Annotated in this window: 23 protein-coding genes; 9 read left to right on the top strand and 14 right to left on the bottom strand. The window is 34.5% G+C overall.

The features are described 5' to 3' along the window. Positions 1-35: 35 nt before the first annotated feature. The 3 genes from OB_RS04805 to OB_RS04795 are packed head-to-tail and all read right to left on the bottom strand — an operon-like array spanning position 36 to position 1,570. Positions 36-599 (bottom strand): cob(I)yrinic acid a,c-diamide adenosyltransferase, encoded by a 564-nt coding sequence (locus OB_RS04805; RefSeq protein WP_011065310.1) that lies wholly within the window; start codon positions 597-599, stop codon positions 36-38. A gap of 10 nt (positions 600-609) precedes the next feature. After that, positions 610-1,086, bottom strand: coding sequence for a thioredoxin-dependent thiol peroxidase (gene bcp, locus OB_RS04800; RefSeq protein WP_011065309.1), 477 nt, complete (start codon positions 1,084-1,086; stop codon positions 610-612). Between the two features lie 58 nt (positions 1,087-1,144). After that, complete coding sequence (locus OB_RS04795; RefSeq protein ID WP_231846991.1) at positions 1,145-1,570, bottom strand: potassium channel family protein; 426 nt, start codon at positions 1,568-1,570, stop codon at positions 1,145-1,147. A gap of 168 nt (positions 1,571-1,738) precedes the next feature. Here OB_RS04795 and OB_RS04790 point away from each other — a divergent pair, with 168 nt between their 5' ends. Continuing rightward, a complete protein-coding gene (locus tag OB_RS04790) occupies positions 1,739-3,037 on the top strand; it encodes a glutamate-1-semialdehyde 2,1-aminomutase (RefSeq protein WP_011065307.1) in 1,299 nt (432 codons plus the stop codon). 485 nt (positions 3,038-3,522) lie between these two features. On the opposite strand, the gene OB_RS04785 is transcribed toward OB_RS04790, so the two are convergent. From OB_RS04785 to OB_RS04775, 3 genes are all read right to left on the bottom strand, one after another. Next, positions 3,523-5,277, bottom strand: a complete 1,755-nt coding sequence (locus OB_RS04785; RefSeq protein ID WP_011065306.1) for an ABC transporter ATP-binding protein — start codon at positions 5,275-5,277, stop codon at positions 3,523-3,525. A 180-nt stretch (positions 5,278-5,457) separates the two neighbouring features. Beyond that, positions 5,458-5,985, bottom strand: coding sequence for a nucleoside tri-diphosphate phosphatase (locus tag OB_RS04780; RefSeq protein ID WP_011065305.1), 528 nt, complete (start codon positions 5,983-5,985; stop codon positions 5,458-5,460). A gap of 191 nt (positions 5,986-6,176) precedes the next feature. Beyond that, entirely contained in the window at positions 6,177-6,359 is a 183-nt protein-coding gene (locus OB_RS04775) for a gamma-type small acid-soluble spore protein (protein WP_011065304.1), read from the bottom strand. Between the two features lie 176 nt (positions 6,360-6,535). On the opposite strand from OB_RS04775, the gene OB_RS04770 reads away from it, so the two are divergent. Continuing rightward, positions 6,536-6,700 (top strand): hypothetical protein, encoded by a 165-nt coding sequence (locus OB_RS04770; RefSeq protein ID WP_231846990.1) that lies wholly within the window; start codon positions 6,536-6,538, stop codon positions 6,698-6,700. Between the two features lie 13 nt (positions 6,701-6,713). Here the strand turns inward: OB_RS04770 and mutY are convergent, their stop codons facing one another. After that, a complete protein-coding gene (gene mutY, locus OB_RS04765) occupies positions 6,714-7,778 on the bottom strand; it encodes an A/G-specific adenine glycosylase (protein ID WP_011065302.1) in 1,065 nt (354 codons plus the stop codon). 80 nt (positions 7,779-7,858) lie between these two features. Here mutY and OB_RS04760 point away from each other — a divergent pair, with 80 nt between their 5' ends. After that, positions 7,859-8,848: a metal-dependent hydrolase gene (locus tag OB_RS04760; RefSeq protein ID WP_011065301.1), complete on the top strand. Its 990-nt coding sequence runs from the start codon at positions 7,859-7,861 to the stop codon at positions 8,846-8,848. A 37-nt stretch (positions 8,849-8,885) separates the two neighbouring features. On the opposite strand, the gene OB_RS04755 is transcribed toward OB_RS04760, so the two are convergent. Further along, positions 8,886-9,215 (bottom strand): YfhH family protein, encoded by a 330-nt coding sequence (locus OB_RS04755; protein ID WP_011065300.1) that lies wholly within the window; start codon positions 9,213-9,215, stop codon positions 8,886-8,888. 62 nt (positions 9,216-9,277) lie between these two features. Further along, entirely contained in the window at positions 9,278-10,096 is an 819-nt protein-coding gene (recX, locus tag OB_RS04750; RefSeq protein ID WP_011065299.1) for a recombination regulator RecX, read from the bottom strand. A 75-nt stretch (positions 10,097-10,171) separates the two neighbouring features. Here recX and OB_RS04745 point away from each other — a divergent pair, with 75 nt between their 5' ends. From OB_RS04745 to OB_RS04725, 6 genes are all read left to right on the top strand, one after another. Continuing rightward, positions 10,172-11,071 carry a TIGR01777 family oxidoreductase gene (locus OB_RS04745; protein WP_011065298.1) on the top strand — a complete coding sequence of 300 codons (900 nt, stop codon included), beginning with the start codon at positions 10,172-10,174 and terminating at the stop codon, positions 11,069-11,071. Between the two features lie 383 nt (positions 11,072-11,454). Beyond that, positions 11,455-12,015 (top strand): GNAT family N-acetyltransferase, encoded by a 561-nt coding sequence (locus OB_RS04740; protein ID WP_011065297.1) that lies wholly within the window; start codon positions 11,455-11,457, stop codon positions 12,013-12,015. Between the two features lie 174 nt (positions 12,016-12,189). Further along, positions 12,190-12,318 (top strand): YfhE family protein, encoded by a 129-nt coding sequence (locus OB_RS18285; protein WP_152023694.1) that lies wholly within the window; start codon positions 12,190-12,192, stop codon positions 12,316-12,318. Positions 12,319-12,483: 165 nt separating this feature from the next. Continuing rightward, the gene (locus OB_RS18750) at positions 12,484-12,624 is read left to right on the top strand and encodes a PLD nuclease N-terminal domain-containing protein (protein WP_269445920.1); all 141 of its coding nucleotides are present in this window, start codon (positions 12,484-12,486) and stop codon (positions 12,622-12,624) included. Continuing rightward, entirely contained in the window at positions 12,621-13,529 is a 909-nt protein-coding gene (locus OB_RS04730; RefSeq protein ID WP_011065295.1) for an ABC transporter ATP-binding protein, read from the top strand. Before OB_RS18750 ends, OB_RS04730 begins: the two co-directional genes overlap by 4 nt. After that, entirely contained in the window at positions 13,529-14,305 is a 777-nt protein-coding gene (locus tag OB_RS04725; protein ID WP_011065294.1) for an ABC transporter permease, read from the top strand. The genes OB_RS04730 and OB_RS04725 overlap by 1 nt, the downstream gene beginning before the upstream one ends. A 63-nt stretch (positions 14,306-14,368) precedes the next feature. On the opposite strand, the gene OB_RS04720 is transcribed toward OB_RS04725, so the two are convergent. The 5 genes from OB_RS04720 to OB_RS04700 all read right to left on the bottom strand — a co-directional run bounded on the left by OB_RS04720 (position 14,369) and on the right by OB_RS04700 (position 17,473). After that, a complete protein-coding gene (locus tag OB_RS04720) occupies positions 14,369-15,070 on the bottom strand; it encodes a hypothetical protein (RefSeq protein WP_011065293.1) in 702 nt (233 codons plus the stop codon). 3 nt (positions 15,071-15,073) lie between these two features. After that, the gene (locus tag OB_RS04715) at positions 15,074-15,928 is read right to left on the bottom strand and encodes an ABC transporter ATP-binding protein (protein ID WP_041544094.1); all 855 of its coding nucleotides are present in this window, start codon (positions 15,926-15,928) and stop codon (positions 15,074-15,076) included. Further along, positions 15,918-16,295: a GntR family transcriptional regulator gene (locus OB_RS04710; RefSeq protein WP_011065291.1), complete on the bottom strand. Its 378-nt coding sequence runs from the start codon at positions 16,293-16,295 to the stop codon at positions 15,918-15,920. Before OB_RS04710 ends, OB_RS04715 begins: the two co-directional genes overlap by 11 nt. Positions 16,296-16,432: 137 nt before the next feature. After that, positions 16,433-16,612, bottom strand: a complete 180-nt coding sequence (locus OB_RS04705; protein WP_011065290.1) for an Arc family DNA-binding protein — start codon at positions 16,610-16,612, stop codon at positions 16,433-16,435. Positions 16,613-16,624: 12 nt separating this feature from the next. Continuing rightward, positions 16,625-17,473: an SPFH domain-containing protein gene (locus tag OB_RS04700; RefSeq protein WP_011065289.1), complete on the bottom strand. Its 849-nt coding sequence runs from the start codon at positions 17,471-17,473 to the stop codon at positions 16,625-16,627. Between the last annotated feature and the right edge of the window lie 61 nt (positions 17,474-17,534).

The following is a 17,534-nucleotide window of genomic DNA, read 5'->3' as shown; positions in this document are numbered from 1 at the left end:
CAATATCATTAGCCTTTATATCTTAAGCAGAGGTGCTACTTGGTTAAATCAACATGTAAACCTTGTTCTTGTCCGCCAAGTTTTTTGTTGACATATCGTGCTGCAACAAATAGAAAATCAGATAAACGATTTAAGTAAGATAGTACAAGTTTATTCTCGATTTCCTCATCTAAACCTACTACTATACGTTCTGCTCGTCTTACAATTGTTCGTGCATTATGCAAGGCACTCGAAGCTAAATGTCCAGATGGTAAAATAAAATTATTTAATGGTTCTAATTCCTCGTGCCAATTATCTATTTGTTTTTCCATTTCATCTATATGCGATTGTTTCAATTTCCAGTACACTTCTTTGTCCATTGGCGTTGAAAGTTCCGCTCCAACATGAAATAAAATTGTTTGCACGCGATGTAATTGATCTAAAAAATCCTGTTTACCTTCCCACTCTTTGTTTCCAAGTACACTAACCGCTAATCCAATTGCTGAGTTTGCTTCATCACATGTTCCATATGCTTCTACTCGCAAATGATTCTTCGGAACTCGTTGTCCATATACTAATGAAGTTAAACCTTTATCTCCAGATCTGGTATATATACGCATAATTTAACCTCTATCCCACTTCATTGATTTCTTTGATGTATTCTAAAGCATCAGAAACATGATCCTTCACTCTTACTTTTCTATATTCTTTTATTAGTTTTCCATCTTTATCTATAATAAAAGTAGATCGCTCAATTCCATAATATTCTTTCCCAAAGTTCTTCTTTAACTTCCAAACGTCGAATTGTTCTGCGAGTTGATGGTCTTCATCTGAAAGAAGATTAAATGGTAATTCATGTTTGTCTATAAACTTCTGATGTCTTGCTTCTGGATCAGGACTAACTCCCAGTATTACTGCATCTAATTCTTTAAAGCTTTCGTGATTATCCCGAAAATCACATGCTTCTGTTGTACAACCTGGTGTCATATCTTTTGGATAAAAATATAAAACTACATATTTCCCTTGATAATCAGACAAGCTTATATTTTCACCATGTTGATTTGGTAAACTAAAATCGTTGACTTTTGAACCTATTTCTACAGACATTATTAACCCTCCACAATATAACCATTTTCTTTCAATATATCACATTAAATAGAGATATTCATTCATCCCTGCTCCTAGATTCCCTAGATCCAATTTGCACTACCTTTAACACAAACGCCGCTGGCAAAATATATCCGATTAGAGCTTCTGATACCGCAATTAATCTCCCAATACCTATTGGGATAATGTCTCCATAACCGATCGTTAAAAGTGTAACCCCACTAAAATAAACAGAGTGTATTAATGATCCAATAATACTGACTTGTCTAAGTTCCCCATGTTCTACAAGTACAATCCCTTCAAGAGAAAGTATAAAATATATCATTCCATATCCAAGCATGATTGTTATATACACGACAACCATTGCAATGAAGATTTCTATCGAGAAATGCCCCTCTCTCATCCTAAATAATTGATTGACATTATTTGTTTGGATGAAATCATATATACACTTCCCTCCTATAATTACAATAACAATTAACATGATCCAAGGTAATATCATGATTAACAATCCCCTCTTAATGGCTGTTATTCTATGTATATGCCAAAGAGCAAAGAGCTTGTTCAAAAAATAAAAATGTACGTTTTATAAGAATTTCTAAGTGATTTTTGATATATTAGTAACTGGTTAGATAGAGGAGGAAAATAACTGATGAAATTTACAAATTCAGAAAAGCTACATCAAGAGGCTCTTCAACATATTGTAGGAGGAGTTAACTCTCCTTCTCGTGCATATAAAGCTGTAGGTGGAGGTTCACCTGTATATATGGAACGAGGACAAGGGGCTTACTTTTGGGATGTGGATGATAATAAATATATTGATTATTTAGCGGCTTATGGACCAATCATTACCGGCCATGCACATCCGCATATAGCAAAAGCAATAGCTCATGCTGCAACAACCGGTGTTCTATATGGTACTCCAACGTGTTTAGAAAATGAATTTGCCCAAATGTTAAAAGAAGCAATTCCTTCATTAGAGAAGGTTCGATTTAATAACTCTGGTACAGAAGCTGTAATGACAACGATTCGTGTAGCAAGAGCTTATACCGGGCGTACAAAAATAATTAAATTTGCTGGTTGCTACCACGGGCATTTTGATGCTGTTTTAGTGGAAGCCGGATCGGGACCTTCTACATTAGGTACTCCAGATTCAGCTGGGGTTCCAGCTTCAACCGCATCGGATGTAATTACTGTACCGTTCAATGATATTGAAGCATATAAAGCAGCATTAAATAAATGGGGAGATCAAGTAGCTGCTGTACTTGTTGAACCAATCGTTGGGAATTTTGGAATCGTAGAACCTTTTAAAGGGTTTCTACAAGAGGTAAATGAATTAACCCACCGAGCAGGAGCATTAGTAATATACGATGAAGTAATTACTGCATTCCGATTCACTTATGGAAGTGCTCAACAGATTTATGGTGTAGAACCAGATATGACTGCTATGGGTAAAATAATTGGTGGTGGTTTGCCTATCGGTGCTTACGGAGGTAGAAAAGATATAATGGAACAAGTGGCACCACTAGGTCCTGCATATCAAGCTGGAACGATGTCAGGTAATCCGGCATCAATGGCTGCAGGTATCGCGTGTTTAGAAGTGTTAAAAGAAGAAGGCGTCTATGAAGAATTAGATCGTCTCGGGAAAAGACTCGAAGAAGGCATTCTCGAACAAGCTCGCGAGCATGGTATTCATATCACTGTTAATCGACTTTGTGGTGCTTTAACGGTGTACTTCGGTGTCGATCAAATAACGAATTACGCAGAAGCAGATGCTTCAGACGGAGAAGCCTTTGCAAAATTCTTCCAACTAATGTTGCGAGAAGGAATTAATCTAGCACCTTCTAAATATGAAGCTTGGTTCTTAACAACAGAACATAAAGATTCAGACATTGAAAATACTATTGATGCTGTTGGTCGAAGCTTTGCTGAAATGGCTAAAACATTATAGTTAATAAAATAAAGGCCTACAAGCTGGAATATCAGTTTGTAGGCCCTTTTTTCACAATAAAAAACATATGCTTTTTTAATATGCACATAATCAGAATACGTGTTCTGATTATGTGTTATTAGGTTTATTCTATTATTTGCTATTATCTATATCAAAATGTTTAACATTATAGACATAACAAATAAAGAAGAGGTCGGGACATAACATAAAGTTTTGGTCAAAAGACGAGTGAAATCCAGAACAAGCGTAAGAAATATACGGAGACTCCTTGAAAATCAAAAAACGATTTTCTGCGTGCGATGTAATGCTGTCGTAGTCTACCTTTTCTTATGGGAGCAAGGCCTAGGTTAGACCCCGATGCATAAGCATCCGGAGGCTCACCAGCCGCTTTAGGATAAGCGCTGTATATTTCTGAAGCGGGTTTTTACAGGCCGATCATTTGAATTTGTCTTTTGATTAAATACTTTTGTCCCAACCTCTTCTTTCTAATTATCTTCTTCTAAATATTGAATTTGATATAAGTCATAATAATGCCCTTGTAGCTTCATTAATTGATCATGCGAACCAGATTCAATAATCTGTCCGTCTTCAACAACAACAATTCTATCTGCATGTGTAATTGTCGCTAGACGATGCGCAACGATGAATGTTGTTCGGTCTGAAGCTAGTCGCTCCATTGTCTCTTGAATAAGATGTTCACTCTCAAGATCAAGTGCAGAAGTAGCTTCATCAAATATAAGAATTGGTGGATTCTTCAAGAATACTCTTGCAATAGCGATGCGTTGTTTTTGTCCACCAGAGAGTTTAACACCTCGTTCACCTACCATGGTGCCGTAACCCTGAGGTAAGGATTCAATAAATTGATGCGCATTAGCTGCTTTTGCTGCCTGTATTACTTCTTCATCCGTAGCTTCGGGATTCCCCATACGGATATTCATTTCAATCGACTCAGAGAAAAGTATATTATCTTGTAATACCATACCAATATTATCTCTTAAAGACCTAGATTCATAATCACGAATATCTGTCCCATCAATTTTTACACTTCCATTTGTTACATCATAGAAACGAGGAATAAGACTAATTAATGTCGATTTCCCACCGCCACTCATACCTACGAAAGCGATTGTTTCACCTTTGTCTACCTGAAGCGTAACATCTTTAAGAACTGGTAATTCTTCTTCGTCATATTGAAATGAAACATGTTCAAATTCTACTTTACCACTTAGTCTACCAGGATCAACCGCGTCTTGTTTATCCGATATATCATATTTCTCATTCATTAACTCAAATACACGATCAATCGATGCTATCGCTTGTACTAATGTAGTTGAAGAATTAATTAAACGACGTAATGGACTGTACACACGTTCCATATATCCTACAAAAGCGACCATGGTACCTAATGTAACCACACCCGTAATAACTTGATAACCAGCAAATGCAATAACCAATAAAGGTGCTAAATCCGTAATTGTATTCGTTACAGCAAATGTCCTCGCATTCCAATCCGTATGACGTAATGCTTTATCAAGAAAATTACTATTTCTTTTATCGAATTGCTCTTGTTCATAATCCTCAAGCGCAAAACTACGTGTTACTGGTACTCCCTGTACACGTTCATGGAGATGCCCTTGTACTTCCGCTAGTGCTTGTGACCTTTCTCGCGTAAGTTTACGCAATCGGCCAAAGAAGTACTTTACTGCAAAACCAAATAACGGGAATAAAATAATGGAAACAAGAGTTAGTTGAACATTCATTGTTAGCATAATTACAATTGCAATTAAAATAGTAGTTAAATCCAACCAGATATTCATTAATCCAGTAATCACAAAATTCTTCGTTTGTTCGACATCATGTATTACCCGGGAAATAATTTCTCCGGTTTTTGTCTGAGAATAGAATTTTAAGCTTAATTTTTGTAGATGATCGAATAATTTACCACGAATATCGAATAGAATTTTATTACCTACCCATTGAGCAAGGTATTGTCTTATATATTCAATAGGTGGACGAAGAACAAGAAAAATAACAAACGAGATTCCCATCACCCAAAATAACTGGCTAATTTTTTCAGATTGCGACAATCCTTCTACAGATATAATATCATCAATTACATACTTCAGAATTAATGGCATTAATAATGGAATACCAAATTTCATGACTCCTATAAGTAATGTCAAAACTATTTTCCACTTATATGGTTTTACAAATTCCATATATTGTTTAATACTGCTCATGTACATCATCTTCCTCTATCGATGTGATTCGTTACGTGACAAAGGCACAAGCGCATTTTGTAACGGCGAGTGTGCACCTGTTAACTTTTTTACTTCCCTATGCAATTAAAAAACCTTGTTACAACTCACGGTAACAAGGATACCTCTTTCTATGTGGTGATTGCAATAAAATAGCTTTAATCAATGATACGTTAAGTACATTTCATACCAATTATCGACAAAGTCGGGGGAAAATGGTCCTTTTCCTTGTCGGATCCATCGAATTAAAATTTCTAATTGTTGATGTAAAATACGATCAATTACTTGAGGATAATTCATTAAATTTCGATGTTCTTCATATTCATCTTCATCTAATAATTGAAATGTCATATCCGGAAAAACTTTTACATCTAAATCATAATCAATATATTTTAAAGCTTCACCATCGTAAACAAATGGCGAACTGATATTACAGTAGTAGTAAATCCCATCATTACGTAGCATTCCGATAATGTTAAACCAATACTTGGAATGAAAATAACATATAGCCGGCTCTCTTGTAATCCAAGAACGACCATCGCTTTCAATCACTTTTGTACGATCATTCGCTCCAATAACCACACTCTCCGTACCTTTTAAGATCACACTATTCTCCCAAGTTCGATGTAGTTGTCCATTATGTTTGTAGCTTTGTATAGAAACTTTAGATCCTGCATTTGGAGAAACCATTGTACTCCTCTCCTTTTCTTATCACCCGATCGTTCTTTAATTATTACTATTATAAGTGTTCTATCTAGAAATATAAAGTTAAACGAACAAGAATAGACATAATCTGATGAAAAGATAATTACAAAGAGGGGATATTAAAAAGAGTCCCCTTTACATTAAAAGGGAACTCTTTCTTTAAATAGAAACAGATGTTATTTTTTGTTTTGTTGAGATTTTTGGTTCTGCTTTTTCACTTGTTGTGCATCTGTCTCAGAAGCGAACTCAGTACCATATTGTCCTTGACCTTGAGCAGCTTGTTGGTTTTGTTGTTTAACATGCTGTGCATTCGTACCTGCTGCAGTAGTTTGATTTTGTTGATTTTGCTTTTTAGCCATCAATATCACCTCCGCAATAATAATTTGTCCAGTAACTCATATCTTATCCAAACTTTTTTACTTTTTTTCCACAAAAAAATGGAACGGATGTGTATTTCATAATTACACAAAATATAATTGTAATTCCTAAGGAGGAGATACCAATTAAGCTTCAACGAGATTTTTCTGAACTGTCGATGATGAGTAAAACTGACTGGGAGGACGGAGAACTTCAATACTTCCAGTATGCTTTATCACAAATACTTCCCTATATTAACTCTGAAGGACTTTCCGTTCTTCATGAGATAAATAAAGAAATGTTCCAACGCATAGAAAAAAAATCAGGACATCCATTAGGATAAATCCTGATTTTTTTTATAAAAATTTCATCATTTTTTGATGGGACACAGGGAATGGGAAATTATCAATTTCTTCTTTCGCAATAAACATTAATGAATCTTTATTTAAGAAATTTTGAGAGGTACTTGCTTTTTTTATGTCCATTTCCCATATAATATGACTAAAAGTATGCTTTAAATTGTCACAATCTGATTCCATTTGTAAATCAATACCACATTTATCATACATCCATTGTTCAATTTGATCTATACCTACTTCATCAAGAGGAACCATCGGGAACTGCCATAAATTTGCTAGTAATCCTTGATCACTGCGTTTTTCAATTACATATTCTCCTTGATCATTTCTAATAAGTAAAACAACATACTGCTTTATTTTTTGCTTCTTTGCTTTTTTCTTAATTGGTAATTGCTCTTGGATTCCATGTTGAAAAGCTTGACAGTGTTCCATTACCGGACAAAACATACACGTTGGTTTTTTGGGTGTACAGATAGTTGCACCTAAATCCATAATGGCTTGATTAAATGAAGAAGGATCTTGATGAGATATAATTTCTCCAACATATTGCTCTATTTCTTTCTTTGTTGATTGTTTTGCAATATCATCTTCTATTTGTAAAATCCTAGAAAACACTCTAAGAACATTTCCATCTACTGCAGGAACAGGTTGATTAAAAGCAATCGATAATATTGCTCCCTTTGTATACGGGCCAATTCCTTTTAAACTTGCCAATTCCTTTTCGTTATTAGGTATTTCACCATTATATGTATCTACAACTTCTCGAACTGCGGTTTGTAAATTTCTTGCACGGGAATAGTAACCTAAACCCTCCCAAGATTTTAATACATCTTGTTCGTCTGCTTTAGCTAAATCATAAACGGTTGGATATTTCTCCATAAAGCGATTAAAATAAGGTATAACCGTATCTACCTTTGTTTGTTGTAGCATAATTTCTGATACCCATGTTTTGTAAGGGTTTGGTTCTCTTCGCCAAGGAAGATCACGTTTATTCAAATAATACCATTCCAGCAAATCCGTTTGAAAAACTGGAATGTTAATACTTTGTAACCTTTTATTCATCTTAATTCCACGTCCTTTATGTTACAATAGCGACTGGTTTGACTTTATTTACTGGTAATTATTAAGGAGGATAATCTTATATGGACACTGGTACGCATATAGTTATGGGTGTTGCATTAGGTGGTTTAGCAACCATTGATCCAGTAGTGCAAAGTGACCCTACACTATTTCATGCTGTATTAGTTGGTACCGTTGTTGGGTCTCATGCACCTGATTTTGACACGGTGTTTAAACTAAAAAATAATGCAACTTATATACGCCACCACCGAGGAGCCTCCCATTCTCTACCAGCAATTGTCATTTGGAGCTTTCTCGTATCCGGGTTAATATATTTATTTGTACCTGAAGTTAGTTATTTACATCTTTGGTTATGGACGCTATTAGCTGTCGTTATCCATGTGTTTGTTGATTTATTTAATGCATATGGTACACAAGCATTCCGGCCATTTTCTAAAAAGTGGATAGCGAAAGGGTTCATTAATACTTTTGATCCCTACATTTTCTTCCTAAATGTTGCTGGAATTGCAGCATGGGCTTTAGGTGCTAATCCTGGTATTACTTGGGTAATCATTTACTCAGTCATTGTACTATACTACATTAAACGATTTATGGACAAAAGAGAAATCGTCAAAAAAATTCATGAATACTATCCAGAAACTGTATCCGTAGTAACCTCGCCTACGATAAAACAAAACTATTGGCGTGTTGCTATAACTACTCCAGAACGTTTTTATGTAGGGAGAGTTGAGAATCGTCATATTGAAATTATTGACGAATTTCTACGGGTACCACTTCCAGAAAGTGACATAATGAATATTGCAATACAAGATAAAAACATCCAATCTTTCTTGAATTTTTCGCCGATTTATCGATGGGAAACGTATGAACAAGAAGAAGGAACAACAGAAGTCAGATTTATTGATTTACGCTACCGTTCAAAAGATTACTATCCATTTGTAGCAGTCGTACAGATAAATGCAAATTTAGAAATTGTTACTTCGTATACAGGCTGGATTTTCTCAGAAAGAAAATTACAGAGTAAATTAGTTCCTAGTGATTCTTCACCATAAAAGGGATGATTAGCTTTTTTGCTAACCATCCCTTTTCTTATAACTTCTTGCCTAACAGCGAGATTGGCAATGCTTCAATTTCTTCGCGCACTTCATCTAATAAATTTATACGATATCCCCACGCAAATACGCCATTAATATAATCAATTTTAAATGTATAACCTGGTTCCATCTTCAATTGATAAATTTCATCTTTCTTAAAATCATCTGGATTTATTGTATATGCTAATGCAACTTGCATTTTCCGCTCATATATTTGTACTTCCGAAACATTCCCAAGTTGTTCTGCTTTTTGTGCTTTTTCTTTTAAATCCCCAATTTCTCGGTGTAATTGTTCAATAGAATAATCACTATAACGAAAATTCATATCTTTTCCCCCTATTCATCCTATATTATTGTATCAGCAATGCTATCTGGAAACCATTGATTTTACTCATCTTGGAGTGACTGATCAATAAACTGATTAATCATATCGAATGAAAATCCTTTACGGTATAGACCTTCCATCACTTTTTGCTTTAAAGCAAAACCACTGTGTTTTTTTTGATACTTATAAAGAAGCTTCTCTCCTTGCAATTGAAGAACTTCCCACTCACGATCTGTATCTTCTGTCGTGTCCATTTGTTGAATAACCATACTTATTACTCCTGAATCAAATCCTTTCTGCATTAGGTTTTGTTTGATTTGATCGATTCTTTTTTGATGGGAATCTTTTGATTTTGATTGGAGTTTTTTACTGATTAGCTTTTCGACTTTCTGCTTCTGCTCTTCTACGGGATATTGTTCAAGTGCAGAGGTTATTTTACTTCCATCTACCCCCTTTTCAAATAATTCTTGTTGTATCATTTTAGGACCTTTAGAAGACGAATTTATACGAGACCGAACAAACATCTCCGCAAACTGTTGATCATCTACCCATTTTTCTTTTTTTAATCGTTTAATAATTTCAGCAATATGTTCCTCATCTACTTCTTTTTTTTGTAAATAATCGCTAACTTCTTTTTCTGAGCGCATTCGATAGCTTAAAAAGTGTATAGTAAGGGTATATGCTTTATGTAATGTATCTTTTTGCTCGAGAATGGAAATCATTTCATCCTCAAGCTCCATCCCTTTAGAAAGACGATATTCAATTAATATCGCTTCATCTACACTAAAACCGTAGGCATCACCCCCATCAGGAGTTTGCAAAAAGATATTATATCGATTTTTATGTTTTTTTTGCGTTGTGATACGAGCAATTTTTTTCATTGGTTATTCACCTCTTTATACATCATAGCAAAAACTACGAAACGAATGAACTAATATAAAGGAGGGCTATTTTATATGAAAAATGCTTTAATAAGTGGTGGAACTGGATTTCTTGGTTCTAAACTAACTACCCAATTACAAAATCAAGATTATCACGTATATATACTTACTAGGTCTGTAGAAAATAAAGTGAACACTTCTACAAAGACTTACATAGATTATACTGTTCAAGCTGATTCTCTTCCTATTTTTGAATGTATAATTAATTTGGCCGGTGAATCATTGTTTGGATATTGGACTGAACAAAAGAAACAATCTATTCTCGATAGTAGATTAAAAATAACCAATTATTTAATACAACTAATGAAAGAAATGAATACCAAACCTAAAGTGTTTATTAGTGCTTCTGCAGTTGGTTATTATGGCATGTCAGAGGATTTCATTTTCACAGAAAAGACTACTGAAGCTGCTGAAGACTATTTAGCCTCTGTAACGGAAAAATGGGAAGAAACTGCAAAAGCAGCAAAGTCTTTCGGTATACGGACTGTCTTTACAAGATTAGGAATATTATTAGGAAATCAAGGCGCTTTTCCAATGATGAAATTGCCAACGCAACTTTTCGCCGGTGGAAGAATAGGTAACGGTGAACAATGGCTATCATGGATTCATATTGATGATGCTGTTCAGTTAATTTTATTCTGTATGCACAATAGCACGGTAACTGGACCGATAAACGTGACCGCACCTGATCCAAAACGTAACAAAGACTTTATGAAAACAATTGCTAAAACTTATAAAAAACCATATTGGTTTCATGTACCTCGCCTGGTTATCGAGGCGACTTTAGGTGAGATGGCGCAACTAATAACAAAGGGCCAATATGCATATCCTCAAAAAGCGATCGATCATGGTTTTTTCTTTAAATACCCAAAATTAGATGGAGCAATAGAGAATATCAAGAACTCAACATCATAAAGCGAAAAACATTTAGTACGGAAATGGAAATCAAACCACGCTTCATCCTAATATGACACTAAATATATTAAGATTAATTATGAAATTGATTGGTAAAAAAATTTATATTTTCTTCACAAAAAAATGGTTCCCTTTTTTTAAAAAAGGTTGTAAAATAAAACTACTAAAAGATGAAAGAGATGAATCGTATAGAAATTTCAAGCAGAATTAAATAGGGAAGGCAAATGGTGCGCCACCGGGTACTACCTGGTTCTAGTGGGTTCGATTCCCACCCCGAATTTTTGTTGAGATCTATAAATGAAAATTCGAGGGTGGGCCACTCACAGATTCCTTATTATATTGGTATCTGTCTATACCCACCTGGAATAAGGAGGGTATTTTTTATGCTAAAAATGCGTGATTTACAGGAGGTGCCTGTGCTTTTTGATTTGATGGCGCATCCGGAAGTGTTCCCTTTTGTTAGACATAAAGCAACAACATCAGATGAGTTTTACTTCTTAACCAAACAAACCATAGAAGCCGAAGAAAGAGGAGAATTAATTTCTCGTACGATTATTGATGAATATCAACAACCCATTGGTACTATTAATTTATTTGATATAGAGGATAATTATGGATTTCTAGCTACGTGGATAGGTCAACCATACTTTGGCAAAGGATATAATCGTCCAGCAAAAGATGCTTTTTTCTATGAATTATTCATGGAACATGCAATAGATGGTATCTTTATGAAAGTTCGCAAATCAAATGAGCGTTCTAAAAAAGCAGTATTAAAATTACCTTATATTACTTTTGCAAATGATGTATATCCGCAGATGTATCAACGAGTAAATGGTCCTGATGACATATATGACTTATTTGTAATCACAAAAGAACATTATTTATCCTATCAACAATTTCAAATGGATATTCCTGTGGAAAGTACGGGTGAGGAAGTATCCTAAATGAACATTTAATAGGTCATCTTTTATGTTCACCTATATTTTCAGCACTATTTAGCGTGAATTATTACGAAGCTTCATTCCCTCAGTTATAACTTAGAGAACTTTTTTGCTAAATGAAATTTTGTATAAAAATTCCAATATAGGTTATGCTACAGGTAAAGTGAGGGATGCTCTATGGTAAAGCAACGATCTTCGGAAAAAGAAAAGTTCCTTTCAAAAACACAAGAAGTTTTGTACGCAAAAGAATTCAAACGTGCAAATCGAGTGTATGATCAATTCTCTCAAAGAAAAAGTCGAGGCTAAGAAGCTTCGGCTTTTTTCTTTGAAATACATGAATCTTTTCTTAAAATCAATCGTACTAATACTAATGAATAAGAGAAAGTGAAGTGATCTATAGTGGAGGATTTAGTACAATACCTAGAATACATACCAATTATTTTGCCTTTCGTTGTCATACAAATCATTTTAATGATTATTGCGCTCATCGATTGGAACAAAAATAAAGAATCATTCGATAGTATGAAATTTGCTTGGTTAATCGTAATTATATTTCTAAATATATTTGGTCCAATTATTTATTTTCTCTTTGCGAGGAGGAATAATAAATGAACTTATTAACCGTAAATAAGTTAACTAAAACCTATAAAGAAAAGACGATAATTAACCAAATAGATTTTAAAGTTCCAGACAATGCTTGTGTAGCACTAATCGGGCCAAATGGAGCAGGAAAAACGACAACGCTAAAGATGCTTGCTGGGTTATTACAGTCGAGCTCTGGAGAAATTATATTTCATAATCGACCTAAAAAAGGAGATTTCCGAAATTACATCGGCTATCTACCGCAATACCCTACGTTTTATTCATGGATGACCGGCTATGAATTTTTAGTTTATTGTGCAAAACTTTGCCTTTTATCTCCAACAGCAGCAAAGTCACGTGCGAATGAACTCTTACAAAAAACAGGTATATTTGACGCTAAAGATAAGAGAATTGCTAGTTATTCAGGTGGGATGAAACAACGTCTTGGGATTGCTCAGGCAATTATTCATCAGCCAAAGTTATTATTATTAGACGAGCCTGTATCTTCTTTAGATCCTATCGGTAGAAAAGAAATACTTTTACTCATGGAAGAGCTAAAGAAAGAGATGACTATTTTTTTCTCCACTCACATATTGCGTGATGCTGAAGAAGTAAGTGACGAGCTCATCCTTTTACACCAAGGTAAGGTTATTGAATCTGGATCTATTAGTAACCTACAAGATACCTATCAAACTTCGATGATTAAATTAGAATTTCAAGATAGCTTAGAAATGTATCAAGAAAAAGTAAGTCAGTTATCCAATGTATCCGATACTTATATTGATAAGAATAAACTCTGGGTAACAGCGATTGACATACCGTCTGCTCGTGAAGAAATTTTATTTGAAGCAGCTACTCATAACTGGGAACTAACGGATTTTTCTATCGCAAGAGCTTCCTTAGAAGACATGTTTATGAAGGCGGTGAATCGATAATGCAATGGAACACTTTATTTCAGAAAGAAGTTGTAGAAACTTGGAGAACTAAAAAATGGATTTGGTTTCCACTTGTGATTATATTATTATCGATTTTAGACCCAATCACTAATTATTTCTTACCACAAATTTTAGAAGCAGTTGGTGAAATGCCTGAAGGTATGAAATTTGTTTTGCCTGAGTATACGGTAGCACAAGTCGTGATGATGACACTTGGACAGCTAAGTAGCTTGGGTGTATTAGTAATTGTTTTTATGTCTATGGGGATTATTGCAAATGAACATAAAAGCGGTGTGTCAGAAATTATCTTAGTAAAGCCTATTGACCACCACTCATATGTAACTGCGAAATGGGCTTCACTACTATTATTAGTATGGGTTGCTTGGATATTAGGTATGCTTGTAAGTTGGTATTATATTTATTTGCTATACGGCCCTTTATCATTTATTCATATCGTACAAACTATCTTTTTTTATGGATTATGGTTATCGCTAGTTGTTACTGTAGTTATTTTTTACAATACATTTGTAAAATCACAGGGATTAATTGCATTTCTATCAATAGCAACTTTAATGATACTATCAGGTTTAACGCAAGTCTTTCAAAGCTCACTGAAATGGAGCCCTGTTCATTTATCTGATTACATTAAACGAACTATAGAACAAGGCACCATTCCTAATGACCTCATATATACCGGTATCACTACCGTCTTAATAATAGCTATATTACTGTTACTTTCAGTATTGCTTTTTAAAAGACAACAATTAGAGAAGTAAATATAGAGAAACTAACATTCCGTTGGGAATTTCTTACTTCCAAACGGAATGTTAGAACTCTTTTTATACTTTTTGTACAACCGTCATCCTTTTTATAAATAGATAGCTAATTAAATAAAGTACTACTCCGATTAGGAATAAGATAAAGAATGTTAGTAGGGACGTATCTGGTAAAATATTTGCAAACGCATCGATTAACCAACCATCAAATAGTCCGTATAAAGCTACTACTAAGAATGCTGCTAAGAATAGCCCGCCACCAATTAATCCCGATCGATAAAAAATTAATCCTACTAAAAATAATAATGCCATAAGAAAGAACATAAAAAAGGTATCAATAATAGTTCGTGTTAACCAGTTATCCGTTAGTAACATTGCTGGATGAGAAAAGATAAAATTATTTACTCCAAATAAATGATGCATTCCCTCTGTAACAAGTTGGACGGTATTACCTAAAATCGCCATAAACAAAGAATAAGCTAGGAAAAAATAAAAATAACTAAGAAAGATATTATTACGGATTGCTCCCATTTTTAATCCAAATGGTATATCCTTTTTCACACATTGAAACGCAATAATGCAAACATTTGTATAGGTGGCAAATGGCATCGCCCAGTAAAACTCCGTAGCGCCTACATCTATCAAAAAATAAGCAAGAAAACTTAAAGCCACCAGCATCGTAATCAAAATCGACCAAAATATTTTTGAAGTCCGTACTAAATCTTGGGTATAGTAATATAATAGCCCTTTTACCTGATTATTCATGTTCTATGCCCCTTTCCTTTCCGTCAAATGAATCATTAATTCCTGAATAGGAACACCTTCTACTTGTAGTCCCGCTGATACGGCTTCTTCTTTTGTACCGTACGTATATGCCATCGAATTACCTGCTAAATCTTTTCTTTCTATTACTTCTTTTCCTTGTAAATAAGCATCTACCTTAGCTGTTGGACCTGTAACTGCCACCGTCTTTTCTCTTAATATTTCAGAATCCTCTTGTAAAGCCAACGTACCCTCTCGCAAGATTAATACTTCTTCAAACATTAAGCTTACTTCATCAATTAAATGAGTAGAGAAAATAAATGTTCTTGGATTTTCTTGATAGTCCTCTAACAAAAAGTCGTAAAACCTCTTACGCGATGGAGCATCCATACCAATATATGGTTCATCAAAAATCGTTATAGGAGCTCTACTTGCTAAACCAACAGTAATTCCTAAAGCTGACTCCATACCTTTTGATAATGTTTTTACTTTTAATTTCTTTGATAAATTAAATTCTCCCAACAGTTGCTCCGCAAAATCCTGATCCCAGTGTGGATAGAAAAAGGAGAATATCTTAAGCACATTTTTTATCGTAATTTCTTTTGGAAAATTATTTGATTCTTTAACTAAACAGATTGATTCCGTTAGTTTTTGCTTATCAAACGGGCTTTCCCCGTCTAATTTAATGTCCCCACTAGTTGCCATGGTCTGGCCGCTAAGAATATCCATAAACGTGGTTTTCCCAGCTCCATTTCTACCGAGTAAGCCGTAGATTTTATTTTTCTCAAGTGTGAAGGAGACATTATTTAAAGCATACTTATCACCATACTTTTTACTAAGGTTGTTTACTTCAATCTTCATTAACATTATCCTCCCTTTGCCACATTTCTAATATCTCATCTTTATCCATACGGAGTTTTTTTGCTTCTCGTTTTAATGGAAGCATATAGTGGTCATAAAATGTTTGCTTTCTTTTTTCAATTACAATATCTTTGGCAGATTCTGTAACAAACATGCCTACCCCTCTCCTTTTCACCAAAATTCCCTCTGCCACCAATTCATTTATACCCTTACCAGCAGTAGCAGGATTAATTTGATAAAAGGCGGCAAATTCATTTGTAGAAGGTACTCGATCTCCAGATTTATAAGAATCATCCATAATCGAGTCTTCTACGTGGTCTTTTATTTGCAAAAATATAGGCTTATTTTCATCCAGTTCTTTTCTCATTTTAGTTCATTCCTTAATTGGTTAATTACTTATGTAACTAACCATATAACATAAGATTATAAAAGTCAAACCCATTTTTTAATAAAGTGAGGAATATGCTCTTAGTGAACAAAAAAAGACAAAGCATACGCTTTGCCTTAGTCTTCACCTATTTTTTTATCTTGTTTTTTGGGTAATCTTCCTGCTCGTTTTGTAGATTCCCGCAGTAAAAATTCTACGTGACTATTTACACTTCGAAATTCATCTTGCGCCCATTTTTGTAATATATCGTAGAGTTCTGGATCAATACGTAGCGGAAAGTTCTTTTTTTTTGGCATAAAAACTCCTACTTATTGATACAAGGAACCTGTATTCACTACAGGTTGCGTTCCTTGATCAGATACAATGGAAACAAGTAAATTATTAATCATCGCTACGCGTCTTTCATCATCCAAATCAACGATGCCATCCCTTTCTAAACGAGCAACTGCATCCTGAGCCATACCTACTGCTCCATCTACAATTTGTTTTCTAGCAGAAATAATTGCACTAGCTTGTTGACGCTGTAACATCGCTTGGGCAATTTCTGTAGAGTAGGCTAAGTGCGTCAACCTTGCTTCAATTACTTCTACACCTGCCACTTTTAAGCGCTCTTGTAATTCTTGTGTCAATTCATTCGAAACTTCATCGGCATTTCCTCTTAAGGTTAAATCATTGTCTTCAAATGAATCATAAGGGTACGTTGTGGCAACTGCTCGAATCGCAGTTTCACTTTGTATTTCTACAAATTGTTCATACTGATCAACATCAAAAACCGCTTTAGCAGCATCCACGACTTTAAACACTACTACTGCTGCTATTTCAATAGGATTACCATTTACATCATTAACTTTTAGTCGATTACTATTAAAGTTACGCACACGTAATGAAATCGTCCGTCTTACAGAAAAAGGGATAGTTACAACAATTCCTTCTCTTCGCACAGTCCCCATATACTTTCCTAAAAAAATCACTACAATCGATTGGTTTGGCTGTACGATCGTTATTCCACTAATTAAACACGCTGCAACTAACACAAGAAATATACCAATAATAAATTGCTGCTGAATAAATGCAAAAGCACCAACTGCAATTAACGCAATAATAAGCCCTAAACCAATAATACCATTTAAACTCCATGCCTTTCTTTCTTGTATCATGATATCACCTTTTCATATTAAATTTATATTAATATGATATCACTTTTGTATAATATTGTAA

The organism is Oceanobacillus iheyensis HTE831 (assembly GCF_000011245.1).
GTDB classification, from domain to species: Bacteria; Bacillota; Bacilli; order Bacillales; family Amphibacillaceae; genus Oceanobacillus; species Oceanobacillus iheyensis.
This window is presented reverse-complemented; position numbering and strand designations above follow the sequence as displayed.